The sequence below is a fragment of the Flavihumibacter cheonanensis genome (assembly GCF_022352215.1).
In the GTDB taxonomy this organism is placed as follows: Bacteria; Bacteroidota; Bacteroidia; order Chitinophagales; family Chitinophagaceae; genus Flavihumibacter; species Flavihumibacter cheonanensis.
Map to the genome: position 1 here is coordinate 1,529,609 of NZ_JAKRWF010000001.1, position 17,803 is coordinate 1,547,411.

General features: G+C 45.3%; 18 protein-coding genes. 8 read left to right on the forward strand and 10 right to left on the reverse strand.

What is annotated here, in order from left to right; genetic code table 11:
* Nucleotides 1-35: 35 nt before the first annotated feature.
* From MD536_RS06790 to MD536_RS06820, 7 genes are all read left to right on the forward strand, one after another.
* On the forward strand, nt 36-1,148 hold the full coding sequence (locus MD536_RS06790; RefSeq protein WP_239597018.1) for a carboxylate-amine ligase: 1,113 nt from the start codon (nt 36-38) through the stop codon (nt 1,146-1,148).
* A complete protein-coding gene (locus tag MD536_RS06795; RefSeq protein ID WP_239597019.1) occupies nt 1,138-1,611 on the forward strand; it encodes a hypothetical protein in 474 nt (157 codons plus the stop codon). Before MD536_RS06790 ends, MD536_RS06795 begins: the two co-directional genes overlap by 11 nt.
* 20 nt (nt 1,612-1,631) lie before the next feature.
* Nucleotides 1,632-1,967 carry a hypothetical protein gene (locus MD536_RS06800; RefSeq protein WP_239597020.1) on the forward strand — a complete coding sequence of 112 codons (336 nt, stop codon included), beginning with the start codon at nt 1,632-1,634 and terminating at the stop codon, nt 1,965-1,967.
* Between the two features lie 15 nt (nt 1,968-1,982).
* Nucleotides 1,983-3,614 (forward strand): amidohydrolase, encoded by a 1,632-nt coding sequence (locus MD536_RS06805; protein ID WP_239597022.1) that lies wholly within the window; start codon nt 1,983-1,985, stop codon nt 3,612-3,614.
* A gap of 71 nt (nt 3,615-3,685) precedes the next feature.
* Nucleotides 3,686-4,531: a type 1 glutamine amidotransferase gene (locus tag MD536_RS06810; RefSeq protein ID WP_239597024.1), complete on the forward strand. Its 846-nt coding sequence runs from the start codon at nt 3,686-3,688 to the stop codon at nt 4,529-4,531.
* 39 nt (nt 4,532-4,570) lie between these two features.
* Nucleotides 4,571-5,764, forward strand: a complete 1,194-nt coding sequence (locus MD536_RS06815; protein ID WP_239597025.1) for a glutathionylspermidine synthase family protein — start codon at nt 4,571-4,573, stop codon at nt 5,762-5,764.
* A gap of 11 nt (nt 5,765-5,775) precedes the next feature.
* Nucleotides 5,776-6,090: a cupin domain-containing protein gene (locus MD536_RS06820; RefSeq protein WP_239597028.1), complete on the forward strand. Its 315-nt coding sequence runs from the start codon at nt 5,776-5,778 to the stop codon at nt 6,088-6,090.
* Here the strand turns inward: MD536_RS06820 and MD536_RS06825 are convergent, their stop codons facing one another.
* The 4 genes from MD536_RS06825 to MD536_RS06840 all read right to left on the reverse strand — a co-directional run bounded on the left by MD536_RS06825 (nt 6,091) and on the right by MD536_RS06840 (nt 14,397).
* Nucleotides 6,091-7,224 (reverse strand): efflux RND transporter periplasmic adaptor subunit, encoded by a 1,134-nt coding sequence (locus MD536_RS06825; protein ID WP_239597029.1) that lies wholly within the window; start codon nt 7,222-7,224, stop codon nt 6,091-6,093.
* A gap of 5 nt (nt 7,225-7,229) precedes the next feature.
* Nucleotides 7,230-11,591, reverse strand: a complete 4,362-nt coding sequence (locus tag MD536_RS06830; protein ID WP_239597032.1) for a CusA/CzcA family heavy metal efflux RND transporter — start codon at nt 11,589-11,591, stop codon at nt 7,230-7,232.
* Nucleotides 11,592-11,631: 40 nt separating this feature from the next.
* Entirely contained in the window at nt 11,632-12,012 is a 381-nt protein-coding gene (locus tag MD536_RS06835; RefSeq protein WP_239597033.1) for a hypothetical protein, read from the reverse strand.
* 93 nt (nt 12,013-12,105) lie between these two features.
* Entirely contained in the window at nt 12,106-14,397 is a 2,292-nt protein-coding gene (locus MD536_RS06840; RefSeq protein ID WP_262915903.1) for a TonB-dependent receptor, read from the reverse strand.
* Nucleotides 14,398-14,644: 247 nt separating this feature from the next.
* Here MD536_RS06840 and MD536_RS06855 point away from each other — a divergent pair, with 247 nt between their 5' ends.
* A complete protein-coding gene (locus MD536_RS06855) occupies nt 14,645-15,127 on the forward strand; it encodes a GNAT family N-acetyltransferase (RefSeq protein WP_239597035.1) in 483 nt (160 codons plus the stop codon).
* Here MD536_RS06855 and MD536_RS06860 read toward each other — a convergent pair.
* From MD536_RS06860 to MD536_RS06885, 6 genes are read right to left on the reverse strand one after another with little or no spacing between them, the layout of a single operon-like run.
* On the reverse strand, nt 15,124-15,663 hold the full coding sequence (locus tag MD536_RS06860) for a putative outer membrane beta-barrel protein (protein ID WP_239597036.1): 540 nt from the start codon (nt 15,661-15,663) through the stop codon (nt 15,124-15,126). The two genes, MD536_RS06855 and MD536_RS06860, sit on opposite strands and share 4 nt — an antisense overlap.
* On the reverse strand, nt 15,660-16,283 hold the full coding sequence (locus MD536_RS06865) for a SprT-like domain-containing protein (RefSeq protein WP_239597038.1): 624 nt from the start codon (nt 16,281-16,283) through the stop codon (nt 15,660-15,662). Before MD536_RS06865 ends, MD536_RS06860 begins: the two co-directional genes overlap by 4 nt.
* Nucleotides 16,284-16,286: 3 nt before the next feature.
* Entirely contained in the window at nt 16,287-16,688 is a 402-nt protein-coding gene (locus MD536_RS06870; protein WP_239597039.1) for a hypothetical protein, read from the reverse strand.
* Nucleotides 16,669-16,914: an AtpZ/AtpI family protein gene (locus MD536_RS06875; RefSeq protein WP_234864137.1), complete on the reverse strand. Its 246-nt coding sequence runs from the start codon at nt 16,912-16,914 to the stop codon at nt 16,669-16,671. Before MD536_RS06875 ends, MD536_RS06870 begins: the two co-directional genes overlap by 20 nt.
* Entirely contained in the window at nt 16,883-17,308 is a 426-nt protein-coding gene (locus MD536_RS06880; protein ID WP_234864138.1) for a bactofilin family protein, read from the reverse strand. The genes MD536_RS06875 and MD536_RS06880 overlap by 32 nt, the downstream gene beginning before the upstream one ends.
* A 10-nt stretch (nt 17,309-17,318) precedes the next feature.
* Complete coding sequence (locus MD536_RS06885; RefSeq protein ID WP_150847649.1) at nt 17,319-17,714, reverse strand: hypothetical protein; 396 nt, start codon at nt 17,712-17,714, stop codon at nt 17,319-17,321.
* Nucleotides 17,715-17,803 lie beyond the last annotated feature (89 nt).

Below are 17,803 nucleotides of genomic sequence, written 5' to 3' on the forward strand. Positions count from 1 at the left end.
TTCACGTCTCACGTCTCACATCTCACTTAATTCTTATGTCTCCAATCAACTATAGCCAATTCACACTGGGTATTGAAGAAGAATACATGGTCCTTGACCCACAGTCGCGCGAGCTGAAAAGCCATGAACAAAAGATCGTACTGGAGGGACAAAAAATCATCAAGGACAAAGTAAAAGCAGAAATGCACCAGGCAGTGGTGGAAGTGGGTACAGATATATGTAAGGACATTGACGAAGCCTTAAAAGATGTGGCTACACTTCGCAATACCATTGCGAGAGTTGCCGGCGACCTGGGCTTTTCAATGGGAGCCGCCGGTACACATCCTTTCAGCCATTGGGAAAGCCAGCTCATCACAGATCATGTCCGTTACAGTGAAATCGTTAACGAATTACAGGAAGCCGCCCGAAGTAACCTGATTTTTGGCCTGCATGTGCATGTAGGAATGGAAAGCAGGGAGATGGCCAATCATATTGCCAACAGCACCCGGTATTTCCTGCCACATATTTATGCGCTAAGTACCAATTCCCCTTTTTGGGAAGGACGGTTGACAGGTTATAAATCTTTCCGTACCAAGGTATTTGACAAATTCCCACGGACAGGCATACCCGAATATTTCGATACCATTGAAGATTATGATCACTATGTCAAAATGCTGGTGAAAACTAATTGCATCGACAATGCTAAAAAAATCTGGTGGGATCTGAGGGTGCACCCATTTTTTAATACGGTAGAATTCAGAATCTGCGATGTACCACTAACCACCCATGAAACCATTATCATTGCTGCACTCTTTCAGGCAATCTGTGCGAAAATTTACAAGTTGCGGACCAACAACCTGAATTTCATTCAGTACTCACGGGCACTCATAAACGAAAACAAATGGAGAGCCAGTCGCTATGGAATCGATGGCAGGCTGATTGATTTCGGTAAAGAAGAAGAAGTTAATACCCGTGTATTGATTTATGAATTGCTTGATTTTGTAGACGATGTTGTCGATCAGCTCGGAAGCCGTCATATCCTTTCACTGGTTCCTAACCTGCTGGAAACAGGTACCGGCGCTGATCGTCAAATGAAGGTTTACCAGGAGACCAACAGTATGATATCAGTGGTGGATTATATCAAAGATCAATTTCTGTATGGCATTTAGTATAATAACGCCTTTGTATAAACGCAGTTGGAAGACGCTATTATTGATAGTAATCCTGAGCAGCGCCTGTTTAATTCAGAGTTCCTGTGTTACTACAGCCCCCTATGATCTGTATGTATACAAGGAATCCACCAGCCTTAAAGTGGATGCACTGAAACTGATGGACAAGGCAGAGAAACCTTATAATACACAGGAAAAAGAAATAGAGAAATTAACTGATCAGCTGGATAAACTCTACGAATACGAAGTACATCGAAAGAAAAATCAGTTGCGGATTCAAATGTGGGATTTGCTCCGAAATCCGGAAAAAAACCTGCTGGGTGGTTTTCTATCACGCTGGAAAAATGAAGGTCAGTTAAGTCCGGGTTTTATTACTGAAGTAAAAATCATTGTTGGCAAAGCATTTGACCAATTAGCAGAACTGGAAAGCGGTAAACTTACTCCAAAAGAACTTCAACAATAATCACAACCTAAGCTGTTATTATGGCTGAAATGGTACCATTTGACGATATTTTCAAAACCCTCAAAAAACAGGTGGAAGAGCTGGCCAGGCTCTTTGTAAAGAACTACACCAAAGCTGCCATAAAGGATGGCAGAAAATTTCTGGATGATACTAAAGAAAGCCTGAAACGCTGGACCCTGCTGCTGGCGGAAGGAAAATTAACCACGCAGGATTTCGAGTGGCTGGTACTCGGTCAAAAAGACCTGGCTCAGATGATTGCACTGAAGCAGGCGGGCTTGTCTGTTATCCGGATTGAACAATTCCGCAACAGTTTATTGTCGTTGGTTGTTGATACCATCTTTGGTATCGTTTTATAATTAAAATCTCAGTACTTGAAAAAACTACAACTATTTATCGGCGCCCTTTTGATTATGGGTACCTGGGGCTGCAGCAACAAGAGCGAAGCAGATTTGCTTATCCGCAATGCCGTTATTTATTCGGTTGACAGCCAGTTCAACAAACAAACAGGCATGGTTATCCGGGATGGAAAAATCCTGGAACTTGGTATGGATGCACAATTGATGGAAAAGTACCAGGCCAAAGAAGTATTGGATGCAGCCGGACAGTTCATTTACCCGGGCTTTATTGATGCTCACTGTCATTTTTACCGCTATGGTTTGGGATTGCAAACGGCCGACCTGGTAGGCACTACCAGCTGGCAATCCATACTGGATACACTGGAGAAATTTTCCACCATTGTTCCGGAAGGATGGTTGATAGGCAGGGGCTGGGATCAGAACGACTGGCCTACACAAATTTTTCCTACTAATGAAGACCTGAATCGGATGTTCCCCGATCGGCCGGTTTTATTGAGCCGGATTGATGGGCATGCGGCAATCGCCAATAAAAAGGCCCTTGAACTGGCGGGTATCAAAGCGGGTGACCGCTTAACAGGTGGTAGCATCGAAGTAAAAAACGGAAAGCTGACAGGTATCCTGGTTGATAACGCAATTGACCTGGTAAGCTCCAGGATACCCGCTCCATCTGCAAACCAAATGAAGGAAGCGCTGCTGGGTGCACAACGGAACTGTTTTGCAATGGGACTTACCACCGTTGACGATTGTGGACTTGATTATACAGAAGTGGAATTCATCGACAGTCTGCATAAATCCGGCGATCTGAAAATGCGGGTCTATGCCATGTTAAGCGATGCCAAACGCAATTATGATTATATCCTTCCAAAAGGAATTATCAAAACGCCCTTTCTCAATGTTCGATCGTTTAAAGTTTATGCAGATGGGGCATTAGGTTCAAGAGGAGCCTGCCTGTTGCACGATTATGCTGATGATCCCGGTAATAAAGGATTTCTGTTAAGCAATCCCGAACATTTTGATTCCGTGGCCGCTTTGCTCGCCAACTCTCCTTTCCAAATGAATACCCATGCTATCGGAGACAGTGGCAATCGAACGATCCTGAAGATTTATGCAAAGTATCTCGAGGGGCAATCAGACCGGCGCTGGAGAATTGAGCATGCGCAGGTGGTGAATCCGGATGATTTTGTGCTTTTTGGTGCCTATGGGATTATTCCATCCGTGCAGCCCACACATGCTACTTCCGATATGTACTGGGCTGGAAAACGATTGGGTGCGGAAAGAGAAAAAGGTGCTTATGCTTTCAAACAACTGATGGATCAAAATGGCTGGATTCCACTGGGAACTGATTTTCCCGTAGAGGATATTTCCCCATTTAAAACCTTTTTTGCCGCGGTTGCCCGACAGGATGCCAATGGCTATCCTGAGGGTGGTTACCAGCCAGAAAACGCATTATCCCGGGAACAGGCACTTCGGGGTATGACCATCTGGGCCGCAAAAAGCAATTTCGAAGAATCTGAAAAAGGCAGCCTGGAACCCGGTAAACTAGCTGATTTCGTACTGCTTGACCGGGATCTGCTGACGGCACCGAAAGACTCCCTGCTCTCTACCCGGGTCCTCGGCACCTGGGTGGGAGGCCAAAAAGTGTTTTAACCCTCACCCGTCCGGTGCCACCGGACGGGTGGCACCGGACGGGTAAAGGAGAAATCTTTATTTTTGCAGCTATGGCAATGGATTTGGGAAAGATTAAGGTAGCCATTCTGGATCTCTATGAGGGGCTGGAAAACCAGGGAATGCGTTGTATTCGAGAAATTTTGAACCTGTATGCAGATCAGCACCAGTTGGATCTGGAATGGGATGAATTTGAAGTACGCCTGAAGCAGCAGACACCCGATCTAAGCTATGATATTTATATATCAAGCGGAGGCCCCGGATCTCCACTCGAAAGTGAAGGATCAGCCTGGGAAGCAGCCTATTTTGACTGGCTGCGATCCGTAGAAAATTTCAATACCAATCCTTTACATCCCCGTAAGAAACAAGTATTCTTCATTTGCCATTCCTATCAGCTTGCCTGCCGGCATTATGGTGTTGGAGAAGTGACAGCCCGGAAATCTACCGCATTTGGTGTTTTCCCTGTTCACATGCTGCCAGGTGCAGAGAAAGAACCCGTTTTTCAGAATCTTAAAGATCCCTTTTATGCGGTAGACAGTCGCGATTACCAGGTGATCCGTCCCAACTATAACCGCATCCGCCAGATGGGCGGAAAAATTCTGGCAATCGAAAAGGAAAGACCACATGTGCCGCTTGAACGTGCCATGATGGCCTTCCGTTTTAACGAATATATGGTGGGCACACAATTCCATCCGGAAGCGGACGCCATTGGTATGAGTATGTACCTGCAGCGGGATGACAAAAAGGAAACAGTGATCAAAAGTCATGGATTTGAGAAATGGCAAAGTATGATCGAACACCTGAATGATCCGGATAAAATCCTGTTCACCTATTCCCAGGTGCTTCCCAATTTTCTAAATCATGCAATCGGACAATTAGCCTTCGAAGAAGCCGGATAAAAGCGGCAATTCTGTATCTTCAGACAAAGGCAAAATTTTATGGTTTCATCCTGGAGAACTTCTTTTAACCAGCAATTCACCAAAGAACGATACGAAGCATTTTTATATGACCTGAACAATGCCTATCCTGGTGCGATCGAATTCCGTGTGGCAGAAACCCCTATACTGGCTGATAAGGCTTTCAAGCAGAAAGTATTGGATGCCTGCGAAAGCATTGTAGACCGAATACTTGAGCCGGATTTCAAAACGATCACCGAACGCAGCATCCCTCCGGCAGAAAGGGTACCACATGAAACACCGTTCGCACACATGATTGCATTTGATTTCGGCATTTGCGAAAATGAACAAAAAGAACTGGAACCGCAACTGATAGAAATGCAGGGGTTCCCTACCCTATTCGGATTCCAAGTATATTACCCGGAAGTACTGCGACGTCATTTTGAAATACCGGAAAATTATTCTCAATTTCTAGGAGGATATACCAAAGAAACCTACCTGGAAGAATTGCAGTCCATTGTACTTGGAACGCATCAGCCGGAAGAAGTAATTCTCCTGGAAATCAAACCACAGGAACAAAAAACCCGGATCGATTTTTATTGTACCCAAACCTATCTGGGTATCCAACCGGTATGCATAACCGAACTGGAACAGGAAGGCAAGGCGCTTTATTATACAAAAGATGATAAAAGAATACGCATAAAGCGCATATACAACCGCGTTATATTTGATGACCTGAACGCTCAGAAAGATCAGTTGGGATCCTATATTGATATCACCCAGGATCTCGATGTGGAATGGGTTCCGCATCCCAACTGGTTTTACCGGATCAGCAAGTTCACCATGCCTTTAATCAAACATCCTTATATACCTCCTACTTATTTCCTGAATGAGTTGGAAAGTCTGCCTGCTGATTTAAGTCAGTATGTACTAAAACCACTCTTCTCCTTTGCCGGACAGGGAGTGGTTATTGATATCAGTCCGGATGATATCAGTGACATTAAAGATCCTCAAAACTGGATCCTGCAGAAAAAAGTACACTATGCGGATGTAATCCCAACACCAGATATACCTGCCAAAGCTGAAATCCGCATCATGTATCTCTGGAAGGAAGGATGGGAACGCCCCAAACCCGCTATTAACCTGGCGCGCCTCAGCAAAGGAAAGATGATCGGTGTCCGCTACAACAAAGACAAAGAATGGGTGGGGGGATCTGTCTGTTTTTTTGAACAATAAAGAATTCCAATATGCAACACCTGGATAACATTCCTGTAAAAGAAGTACTGCCCGGATTATTCGGAAAATTTCTGCATGGAGAAAAATCCTCTCTGGCTGTTTGGGAGATCCGTAAAGGAGCTGTACTCCCCCTTCATGCACACGAAAACGAACAAATTACCTATATACTGGAAGGCGAACTACAAATGACGATCGGAGAAAATACAACCGTTTTCAAGGCTGGAAATGTAGAGGTAATCCCTGCCAATATACCTCACAGTGCTATCGCATTGACAGACTGTAAGGTTATTGACAGCTGGGCTCCGGTTCGGGAAGCCTATCGTTAATTATTCCTCTTCCGCGGAATTCTTAAGTTTCCCCAATACTGAATAAGCATTGGCGAGGACAAGTTCCTCATTTTCCAGGTTCATAGCAATACTGCTAATCGCAAGCAATCCCTTACCAGCCGATTCTGTTTCCACTTGTACCATTTCAAAGGTCAGTGGTTTCACCTGCCGGAAAACGAATTGATTGTTACCAAACCGTACAACTGCTTCTTCAGGTACAGTAAGTGCTTTTCGTTTATCAAGAAACACAGTGGCATTCAGAAACATTCCCGGCATAAGATGATCCGGCATTTTCTCAAAATGGCAATGTACGGTACCACTCCGGTTTTCATCTACATTGCGGGTAAAAATTAAAATTTCACCCGGATATTCGATTTCCGGCTCATCCACAAACTGCATACTAACGCGCTGGCCTACCCGAAGTTTTGCCATATCCTTTTCAAAAACTGTCAATGCGCCGTGCATATCATCCGGGTTAATCAGTTCAAACAAAACATCGGTAGGATTCACATATTTACCAATGTTCACATTCACTTTGGAAACATATCCATTAATGGGTGATCGAAGTGCCACCGATCGGGATAAATTTTCAGAGGTGAGTTGTTCAGGCTGAAGCCCAACCAGCCGCAGTTTTTCACCATACCCTTTGAGCAATACCTGCTGGCTTTCCACTTCTGTGCTCACCTGTTGCAGCACCTTATCCGCATTCACTTTGTTCTCATTGAGAATCCGCTGACGCTCCAGGTCCTGCTTGAGATAATCCAGTTTGCTTAGGGTAACCAGGTAGTCCTGCTGCAATTGCACCAGGGCCTGATCTTCAATGGTACCGATCACCTCCCCTTTTCGAACACGCATGCCCGGTAGTAAGCGGGTTGACTTCAAATAACCTCCCAAAGGAAAACTCACTGATACAATATTCTGCGGGGGCACATCCACCACTCCGTTTACGGTCAGTGTACTACTGATGTCTTTTGTTTCCGCTTTACCGGTTACAATTCCTGCCATTCGAAGCTGACTGCTATCCAGTTCAACCTGGTTAGTAGCTAATTCTAATGCTGTTGTTTCGGATTTGGGTGCCGCTGTATTACAAGCCGCAAATACCAATACCGAATATATAATAGATAGCTTTTTCATTGTTCTTAATTTCCATTTACAAAGTTCATTTCAACCAATTGCATATTGTAGGATTTCACTGCATCCAGGTAATTCAGCCGGATATTAATGCTCTGATTCATTAACATGGTCCATTGCAGATAATCAATCTCTCCGTTTTCATAAGCAGCCCGTGCCTGTAACTGCAGGGCGTCTGCCTGCTTTTTTCCGGATTGTCTGAAATAATTTATCTGATCGCGTGACCTTTTCATTTCCTCTTCCAGTTGGAGTTGCCGGTACTGAAGCGACTGCCTCAAAGCGGAAGCCTGCGTAGAAGCCTGCTCTGCCTGCATTTCGGCGGCTTTTATCCGGGTGCGGGTCGCTTTCATGAACAAGGGAAGCCCCATTGTAAAATTGACAGAATGAAAGCGGTAACCCGGCCCAAAATACAGATCATCAACTCCATTTCTGGTTTGGTAACCAACAATTGACATATTGGTATATCCTACTGTAAACTCAGGAAGCATTTGCGCCTTTTCCGTTTTACCTGAAGCCCTTGCGACTTCTCCCAATTGCTCCAAATAGCGGAGTCCGGGTGAACCGGTGAACCCGGCAGCTTGTATAGGTTCCAGTAAAGGCTCCTGGTAAACAGGCTGATAATAATCAGTTGTATTTGTAAGCGCCATCAATCGTTGCTGAATCGCCCGACGGTCCAGCACCAATTGACGTAATTGCAACTGCAATTGTTCCAGCATCGCATCCGCTGTTGTTTTTTCCAACTGGTTAGATTCTCCCGTTTCTAAACGCAAGGCTGCTGCTTTTCCAAACCGACTGTAAACCGTATCGAGTGATTGCAAAACCAACTCCCGCTCCCGGATGTCGATCAATTGCAGATACAAGATCCGGATTTCTCTTTTGAGTTCATTCACCTGAATACCGGTAGCCGCTTCCTGCAATCGCTCCTGCTGAGCATACAGGTTCTTTTGAGACTTATATACTGCAGGCAATTGCAATCCCTGGTTCAGAAACAGACGATTGTCATTGAATACGGAATTAAACCGGCCATATTCAATACCCAATGCGGTTTTTGGCAACTCAAACGTTCCCGATTGCAGCACTTTAAAATAATCCTCCTGCTGCCTGGCCGCCTTTAAACCCAGGTTTTGCCGCTCTGCCAGTACCAGCAATGAATCAAGAAGAACAGGATATTCATTTATCACTTGTGCTTGTACGTTAGCTGAACCCAAACCAGCAAGTACGATTAATACTATGGCTGGAGCCTTTTTACTTACACCCCATTTCTTTTCTATCCACACATACAAAACAGGAAGGAGAAAGAGTGTTAGAATAGTAGCCGTTAACAAGCCGCCAATAACAACTGTTGCAAGCGGGCGTTGTACTTCAGCACCCGGACCGTGACTAAGCGCCATCGGCAAAAAGCCCAGGGAAGCAACAGATGCTGTCATTAATACCGGACGCAATCTCAAACTGGTTCCTTCCATAACAATATCCTTTAGTGAATGATTGGCTTCTTTTTTAAGGCGATTGAATTCTGCAATCAGTACAATGCCGTTTAAAACTGCCACTCCAAATAGCGCAATAAACCCGATGCCGGCTGAAATGCTGAAAGGCATATCACGGAGGTAGAGCGCAATGACTCCACCAATAGCTGATAATGGAATTGCTGAAAATATTAGCAGCCCGTATTTGATGGATCCAAAAGAAAAATATAGCAGAAAAAAAATAAGCAACAATGCAACAGGTACAGCAATCATCAAACGTGCTTTCGCTTGTTGCAGGTTTTCAAACTGTCCGCCATAATGCACATAATATCCTGCTGCAAATTTAAGACTGCGATTTACTTCATTACTTAATTCACCTACTACTGATTCCACATCTCTGCCCCGAACATTGAAACCCACCACTATCCGGCGTTTGGCATCTTCCCGTTGAATCTGATTGGGTCCTTCCTTGATCTGAATATCTGCAACCTGGTAAAGGGGTACTTGCAAACCGGTAGGAGTAGGTACCAGCAACTGCTCAATCTGGCTGATATCCTGCCGGCCTTTTTCACTCAATCGAACCACCAGGTCAAAGCGTCTTTCATTTTCATAGATCAAACCAGCCGACTCTCCAGCAAATGCAGCGCGAATCAGGTTATTAATATCGGCAATTTGCAATTGGTAGCGGGAGATCGCAGCCCTGTTATAGGTAACCACTATTTGTGGGAGCCCTGTAACCGTTTCAACATATACATCTGCAGCCCCTTCCAGTTTACGAACTACCCCGGCCAGGTGATGCGCATAGGCTGACAATGAATCCAAATTCTCCCCAAAAATCTTACACACCACGTCCTGTCTTGCACCAGAGATCAGTTCATTGAAACGCATCTGTACCGGGAACTGGAAACCGGCTGTAAGTCCGGGTATAGTTGCCAGTTCCTGGCTCATTTTATCCGCCAGTTCATCATAGGTTTTAGCGCTGGTCCACTCCTCTTTGGGCTTCATCTGGATGATCATATCACTCATTTCGATGGGCATGGGATCGGTTGGTATTTCCGCTGCTCCAATGCGTGTTACGATTTTTTCTATCTCTGGAAATTTGCGCAGCAGCAATCCCGCTCCCTGCTGGGATGACTCAATAGAAGTGGTCAATGAACTGCCAACCAAAACTCTTGTATCAACTGCAAAATCTCCCTCCTCCAATTCAGGAATAAACTCACCACCCAATCGCGACATCAGGAAAATGGCAAACAGGAAAAAGACCAAAGCTCCACCAACCAGCCAGGCTGGTATGGTCAACGCTTTTTGAAGCAGCGGGCGATACCAATTCACCAGTTTATCCATCAACCGATCGGAAATGGTAGGCTTATGATTGAGTTTCTTACTTAATGCCAGCGCGCTCATCATAGGAACATAAGTAACCGAAAGCAGGAAGGCACCAATGAGGGCGAAGCTAACGGTCATGGCCATGGGCCGGAACATCTTGCCTTCGATTCCAACCAGCGACAATATTGGCAGGTAAACAATCAGGATGATGATCTGGCCGAATACGGCCGCATTCATCATTTTACCGGATGCATGTTCTACTTCCGTGTTCATCTCGTCCTGGCTAATATGCCGCGCTTTTTCATAGGTTTTACTATGGTAGAGCCGATGCATCACGGCCTCCACAATGATTACGGCACCATCCACAATTAGTCCGAAGTCAAGCGCACCCAAACTCATCAGGTTACCGGATACCCCAAAAATATTCATCATGATTACCGCAAAGAGCATGGCCAGCGGAATTACGGAGGCAACGATGAGTCCGGCTCTAAGATTCCCCAGGAATAAGACCAGGATAAAAACCACAATCAGGGCGCCTTCTATCAGGTTTTTTTTAACTGTAGAAATGGCATTGTCTACCATTTTCGTACGATCGTAAAAGACTTCCAATTGCACTCCCTCTGGTAATGATTGCTCAATAATGGCAATCCGTTTTTTTACATCATTCACCACCTGGGAGGCATTGGCACCTTTTAGCATCAATACTACTGCACCGGCAACTTCTCCTTTATCTGCGTCTACAAGCGCACCGTACCGAACCGCATGGCCGATTTTTACTTCTGCGATATCGCGCAGGTAAACCGGCAATCCGTTACTGGTATTCTTTATGTAAATGGAACGGATATCATCCAGTGAAGTTGCCAGTCCCTCTGTGCGGATAAAGAGCGCGGCTTTATTACGTTCAATATATGCGCCACCGGAATTCTGGTTATTTTTTTCCAATGCGGAAAAAACATCCGCAATGGTGAGGTTCATACTTTTCAAACGGTCAGGCATAACCGCTACTTCGTATTGCTTGAGTTTACCTCCAAAACTGCTTACATCTGCCACACCGGGAATGCCCAGTAATTGGCGACGAACAATCCAGTCCTGGATGGAACGCAATTCAGTAAGGTCAATTTTGCTTTCGTAACCCGGCGCGGGTTTTAGTATATATTGAAACACTTCTCCCAAACCGGTTGTAGGTGGCGCTATTTCAGGAGTTCCGGCCATCTGTGGTATTTGTTCCCGGATCAGGGTAATCCGTTCTGCCACCTGCTGGCGGGCCCAGTATAAATCGATGTCATCATTAAAAACAATGGTAACCACTGACAATCCAAAGCGCGAGATAGATCGCATCTCGTGAATGCCAGGTATGTTGGCCGTGGCCTGTTCAACGGTAAAACTAATCAGGCGCTCCACTTCCGGAGCTGCCAGGGTGGGGGTAACGGTAATCACCTGTACCTGGTTACTGGTAATATCGGGCAGTGCATCAATCGGTAACCTGGAAACCGAATAGACTCCGTATCCGATCAAACCTGCTATAAATAAACCGATAATCAGCTTGTTCCGTACGGAAAAGCGGATAATTGCATTCAACATTTAAGTATGATTTTACATGATCAATAAAAAACCGAAATGATCATGTAAACCTGGGAGGCTGGAAAACATGGTGGAGCGCACCGGCTCTTGGGAAGTCGGGCTGGTGAATATTAAATTCCCTTTCTATGCTTGCCTCCCTTGGGCGCAGGTCCAACTGAACCGGTTCGGAAAGCGCAACGATGGTAGTGTTAACGCAATGGGTTGTTTTGAAAGGAAGCTGACTGTCACGCTGATCGTCGTTATCCAGAATTATCTGATCTACATAATGATCAATAAAAAAATCCAACAGGGAGATGTCCTTGTTTAATGCACGATGCTCCTGAAAATGCACAATAAGAACCGGCAGTTTCAGCACCTGATGCAATTCGGTTTGTGTCAGCACCAGCAAAACCATGAAGAAAAGAGTGATTCTTGGTTTCACAGGGTAAAGATAGGGAAGAAAGGAGGAATGGAAGAGGGAAGAATGGAAGATGGGCCATCCTTTCCTCCCTCCTCCTTTCCTCCCTCCTCCGTGCTACTTACTGATCCGTACACCCAGAAATACCCGGCGGCCCTGGTTGGGGGCGTACATATAGGTGGGATCAAAGCTGAGTGCGTAAGGATTTTCGGGAGTGGCTATTACCTGCCCGCCTGCATCGCGAACTACCTGTTTATCAAACGGGTCATGAGCACGGGCAATCAGGAAAGGATTGCCCCTGTTGGGCGTGAAATCCAGCAGATTTTTGACACCCCCAAAAAATTCAATACCTGATTTCCATTTTTTGCTGACTTGCAGGTGCTGGAGTGTCCATACCGGCGACACTGGTTTACGGGGATCCAGGTCAGAAACCAGTGGCAACAACATAGGACCATAGACAGAGCCCGTATAATCAGCCGACCAGCCGGCATTTCTAAATCGGTAAGATAGCGTCCAGGTGCCCGACCACTGCTCGGTCAGGAGCTGCCGGCTTCGTTGCAGTTTTCCCTGTTCATCCCGGTTTGAAATTCGTACATCCTGCACCGTTAGTCCGGTTGTAAAACGCAATCTGCTGCCGAGTTGTCCTTCCAGATTCAGGCTAGCACCTAGTGACTCCGCATACCCATCGAGGTTAGCGTAAATGATTTTGTCAGCATTAGTGGTATAATCCGGAATGATCCGGTTGGAAAAATAAGTATACCATCCGGCAGCTTCCAGGTTCATGAAACCGTTACCAACCACCAACTTCCGACTGTAATTGAGGCTGGCATTGTAACTCCTTTCAGGTTTCAGGTCACCCACAATTTCCACTTCCCTGGCGCCTGTAAGGGCTGCATGGTCTTCAGTAAACAGATTCACCACCCGGAAACCGGTACCCATATTCAGCCGTATATAGTCCTTATCGGAAAGTTTCCATTTGTAAGCCAGCCTTGGAGTAAAAATTGATCCATGCCGGCGGTCAAAATCGTACCGCATTCCGGCCAGCAACTGGTGCTGTGTATGCAATGAAATGTCATCCTGTACAAAAACACCGGGAATCAATACTTTATCGGGACGGTTGGTTTTTCCATCCACTGCCAGGGTTGCAGGTGTGTTATCATCATAAAAGGTATAACGGGAAACAATACCCGAAAGCAGCTGATGTTTGCCCGCCTTTTTTTCCCAGGTAAGCTGACCAAAACCAATGTACTGATCTGCATCATAAATGGTAGTACCATATGCAGACCGCTGCTGGTGGGCATTGGCAGAAAAAGAAAACAGTAGTTTTTCGGTTGTGGGTAATTGGTAGTTACCGATCCATTCCAACCTATTGGTACTAATCTGTTCTCCATATCGCTCCTCTCCTCCCCTGAAAGCGCGGGTCCACTGCATTTCACCTCCCCATCGGTCTTCCGTAATAAAACGTACTGCCATACCGGCCTGGCGCCCATGCTTACGGTCCCATTGGATTTTGCTGAATAACGACAATCGATTCTGCAAAGTTACATCCGTGAAATTGTCTTTGTTTTTATCAATGCGATGTGTGTAATTAAAATAATTGACACCTACCAATGCCTGGCTTTTGGAACCGGTTCTGATTTTGAAACCAGCGTCCAGGTTGTGTTCCCGCCAGCTGGTTCCTGTATATTCTATTGAATAGTGAGGAGCTTTTGTCGGATTTTTGGTTATTACGTTGATAAGTCCACCCATCGCTTCAGATCCATATAAGGAGGAAGCAGGCCCCTTAACCACTTCGATCCGTTCCACCAGTGAACTGGGGATTCCCTGTAAACCATAAACGGTTGCCAAACTGCTGACTATCGGCATACCATCAATCAAAACCATGGTATAGGGCCCTTCCAGTCCATTGATATGAATATCTCCGGTATTACAAACATTACAATTCAATTGCGGACGAACACCATTCACCAGTTGCAAGGCATCAAATAAACTCGGAGTTGGATTTTTTCGAAAGAATTGAGCGGAATATACTTCCACCGGAACCGGGCTGGCAGAACGTACAACAGCCCGCATGGTTCCGCTTACCACAACCGCATCCATTTCTTTTGAAGTTGAAACCAATTTAATTTCCTGTTCTCCTTTTTTCCAGTTCCATTCACGGGTTTCATATCCCACCGCTGAAACCAGCAGCATGGCCCGGTCCTTCCCCAGATCAATCAGGTCATTGAGGGAAAAATTCCCCAGGCTATCCGCCAAAACGGATTTTCCGCTGGCTTTCAGCTTTATCGTTGCAAAAGCTACCGGTACTCCTGTCCCCTCTTCCACCACCTTCACCGAAAGAGTTGAAACCTGCGCCTGGCCTGAAATAGAGAGCAACAGTAAAACATATCCCACAATCCAGTATTTCATATTTAGTCCTGTCTAAATTTATTTTTAGCCAAATATAGACACATTTTTTATTTATACCACAAAATAAATAATGCTTTTTTCTATACGATTTTGACGAATGGCACGTTATCTGCATAGAAGGCTCTAAAATTTCTATCATGCACTCAAGGAACGCCGACAAATTATTTATCGCAGCCATCTTTACCTCCCTGGTATTGTTTTACGGGCTGTTTGCACTGATTCTGGGTTAAGGACCTAGATTTGCGGTATGGAATGGAAAATCCGGCCGATACAGCCAGGGGACAACCCGGAACTGGCCCTCATCATTCGAACCGCTTTAACAGAATTTGGTGCCAACAAACCAGGCACTGTCTATTACGACGAATCCACCGATCATTTATTTGAATTGTTCCAGACTCCGGGCAGTTGTTATTTTATTGCAGAAGAAAACAATCAACTCTTGGGAGGTGCGGGACTCTTTCCTACTCCCGGTTTGCCGGAGGGTTGGGGCGAACTGGTAAAAATGTACCTGAGAAAAGAAGCAAGAGGCTTGGGATTAGGAAGAAAACTAATAGCTCATTGCCTCGAAGAGGCAAAACGCAGTGGTTATCACACGGTGTACCTGGAAACCATGCCGGAATTGCGCAAAGCGGTAGCAGTATATGAGCAATTCGGGTTTGAATACCTTGGTGGTCCCGTTGGCAATTCAGGCCATTTCGGTTGTGATGTGTGGATGAAAAAGACGCTCTAGCGTTTACGATAGGTATCAACAATGCCCCGTGGCGATAAATAGATCTGGAAGCCTATTCGTACTACGACACCGCCATCGCTTGGAACATCGGAAACCTTGGAATTGACATAACCCACAAGGGTCTCTATTGCTACGTGTTCATTTACAAATGCTGCGAGTCCCGGACCAATAAAAAAATCTGCTCCATTCACAGTGGAACGAAAGCTGGGATTATCAAATTTGTTGGAGGTAAAAATATATTCAGATGCGATAAAGGGCTTGAGCTCCTTCTTTCCAAAATAATACCGTACAAATGGCCCGACACCAAATACAGTGGTTTTATTATCACCTGTTTTATTGTAAGAAAGTTGAAAAACCCCACCCGCTGCAAAGTTGTTCAAAAAGAAATAGCCGGCAGCCGGATTGAGACTCACCGTGGTATTCCGACTGGTATTCAGGGCAAAACTACCACCAACCAGCCAATCCTGTTGCTCCGTTTGGGCAGTTACTCCAAGAGCAATTACCAATCCGAATATTAGCAGTGTGATTTTTTTCATAACTGGTGGTTTAGTACTTCGTACAATCCACTGAAAAGGTACAACTTTCCGGTTGCCAGTTCTTTACACTGATATCTTTTTCTTAATTTTTTTCCTTTTTGAAAGACCCTCCCTCCGTCAATTTCAAAAAGGGCACCTTCTGGTAATTCCTCCACCAAAACCTGCTTCTGATCGGGGTGATCATGATTTCGTAATATCCGCATCAGGTTTTCGTCTGCACAACTACTGGCAGGCAGATTATGAAGACTCTTATTCAGGGCAGCTTCCACATCACCCGGAAACAATCCTTTGCCAAGAAACTGCTCAAGCAGATGCCTGTATAACTGTTTCCATTCTTTGCCATGAGATTGAACCCGGTTGCCATATTGTTCAAAGGTTACCAGGTGAGCCAGTTCATGGATAAGGGTAATCAGGAATGCATAAGGATTCAGATTGCCATTTACACTAATCCGGTGATTGCGGTTCAGATGTGCATGACGATAATCACCAAGCAGGCTGCGCCGTTCCCGGCTTATCGTCAGGTGCACCTTATAATAATGCAGGTAGCGGGCGATCTGCTCATAAGAACCCTCTGGCAGAAAATGAGAAAGCTGGGTAAGCGGGTATTCCTTTTTGGGCATGGATCAACTCGACTTGCTTTGTTTTAGGACGGATCGCAATTCGATAATGGTGTACAACACATAGAGCGCCATCGCGCCAAACAAGGCCGGCTTGTTCACATTATTACGGTTGAGGTACATATAAACGAAGGCAGCCAGGGCACCACCAAAAAGCTTCAGTAGCATACCCGAATACATGTTACGCATAAAGACATGGGTGGAACTGTTTGCCATGGATCGCAAATGCAACCAGAGAGAGATAAAAAAGATTCCAAAGAGAATGAGATTTGCTACCATCAGAACGCTGGTATCGAGTCCGGCTGCAGCCAGGCGTTGCTGAAAAACAATCAACAGGCCATTTACGATAATAAAAAACAGCAAAAGGGGAAGTAGTGCCTTACGGGAATCAGTTCGTTTTTTTTCCATTCGATTTACCTGCGGTTTCTTTTACCAATTTGAAAATGGTAACAGCAATTACCAGCAAAGGTAAGATCCAAACGGATAAGGGCATAGAAAAGCCGAGCCGCTTATCGATCCAGATACCGGCCCAAACAGCCAGTCCCAGGGCCACCAGCAATTGGGTGCCCAGGGAAAGGTATTTCAATAAGTTGTGAGAATTATCAGGCAGCTTTTGTGTCTTTCTGCTTTTCATTCACCATAGTAGGCGCTGCTGTTTCAACCCCCATATGACAGGCCCCGTTAAAAGTGGCAGCTGGTTCAATTTGCAATTTACCTGCATGAATATTGCCATTAACCGTGCCGCTGGCTTTCAGCTGGAGCAGTTCTTTCACTTTGATGGTTCCGGTTACTTTACCCATGATATCGGCTTGCACACCATGGATATCGCCTTCTACCACTCCGTTGGCACCGATTACTACTTTGGCAGTACTGTGGATATTGCCGATCAGCTTACCGTCAATGCGGAGATCACCATTGCTGGAGATATCACCTTTCAGGGTGGTTCCGTTGCCGATCAGGCTGGTACTGCTACTTGTGCTGCCGGATACTTCTGCGGCAGCTTCAGATTTGGATTTTCCGTTGAACATGATCTTGGATTTAATCGGTGGTTGTTTCAGTTACCGGTATATTCAGCAGGGTTGTATCCAATGCTACTGGCTCCTCCCCCTGTAATACCCGTTTAATATTTAACAAATACTGATCTTTATAATACATCGCCTGTTCCAGCGAATCGGTACGGATCTTCAATTGTCTCAATTCTTTGGTCGCACTGGCCGATCCGTAACCCGGAATATACAACTTTAACGGTGTAAACACAATTAAAGCTACGGTCAGGCTGGTCAATAACACAAAAATGGTACTCAAACCAATGTAAACACTTAGCCGCGATAATTTGAAGGTTACCACCTCTTCGTAACTGTCGTCGTTCATCACAACCAGCCGGTACCTGTTACGTAAACGCTTAAGGGTGGTATTGGTATTGTTTTCAGGCATTAAAATTGTTCAGTTTTTCACGTTAAGCCGCCACAACTTACATAAAATTCGAGCCAAATTATTTGGCTAACTTTAAAATAATTTTCTTG

Coding starts and splice junctions, on each gene's coding strand:
- MD536_RS06860 (WP_239597036.1), bottom strand. CDS start 15,663: ATGAAAAAAATCACACTGCTAATATTCGGATTGGTAATTGCTCTTGGA.
- MD536_RS06865 (WP_239597038.1), bottom strand. CDS start 16,283: ATGCCCAAAAAGGAATACCCGCTTACCCAGCTTTCTCATTTTCTGCCA.
- MD536_RS06870 (WP_239597039.1), bottom strand. CDS start 16,688: ATGGAAAAAAAACGAACTGATTCCCGTAAGGCACTACTTCCCCTTTTG.
- MD536_RS06820 (WP_239597028.1), top strand. CDS start 5,776: ATGCAACACCTGGATAACATTCCTGTAAAAGAAGTACTGCCCGGATTA.
- MD536_RS06795 (WP_239597019.1), top strand. CDS start 1,138: ATGGCATTTAGTATAATAACGCCTTTGTATAAACGCAGTTGGAAGACG.
- MD536_RS06840 (WP_262915903.1), bottom strand. CDS start 14,397: ATGAAATACTGGATTGTGGGATATGTTTTACTGTTGCTCTCTATTTCA.
- MD536_RS06810 (WP_239597024.1), top strand. CDS start 3,686: ATGGCAATGGATTTGGGAAAGATTAAGGTAGCCATTCTGGATCTCTAT.
- MD536_RS06825 (WP_239597029.1), bottom strand. CDS start 7,224: ATGAAAAAGCTATCTATTATATATTCGGTATTGGTATTTGCGGCTTGT.
- MD536_RS06880 (WP_234864138.1), bottom strand. CDS start 17,308: ATGTTCAACGGAAAATCCAAATCTGAAGCTGCCGCAGAAGTATCCGGC.
- MD536_RS06815 (WP_239597025.1), top strand. CDS start 4,571: ATGGTTTCATCCTGGAGAACTTCTTTTAACCAGCAATTCACCAAAGAA.
- MD536_RS06800 (WP_239597020.1), top strand. CDS start 1,632: ATGGCTGAAATGGTACCATTTGACGATATTTTCAAAACCCTCAAAAAA.
- MD536_RS06855 (WP_239597035.1), top strand. CDS start 14,645: ATGGAATGGAAAATCCGGCCGATACAGCCAGGGGACAACCCGGAACTG.
- MD536_RS06875 (WP_234864137.1), bottom strand. CDS start 16,914: ATGAAAAGCAGAAAGACACAAAAGCTGCCTGATAATTCTCACAACTTA.
- MD536_RS06885 (WP_150847649.1), bottom strand. CDS start 17,714: ATGCCTGAAAACAATACCAATACCACCCTTAAGCGTTTACGTAACAGG.
- MD536_RS06790 (WP_239597018.1), top strand. CDS start 36: ATGTCTCCAATCAACTATAGCCAATTCACACTGGGTATTGAAGAAGAA.
- MD536_RS06830 (WP_239597032.1), bottom strand. CDS start 11,591: ATGTTGAATGCAATTATCCGCTTTTCCGTACGGAACAAGCTGATTATC.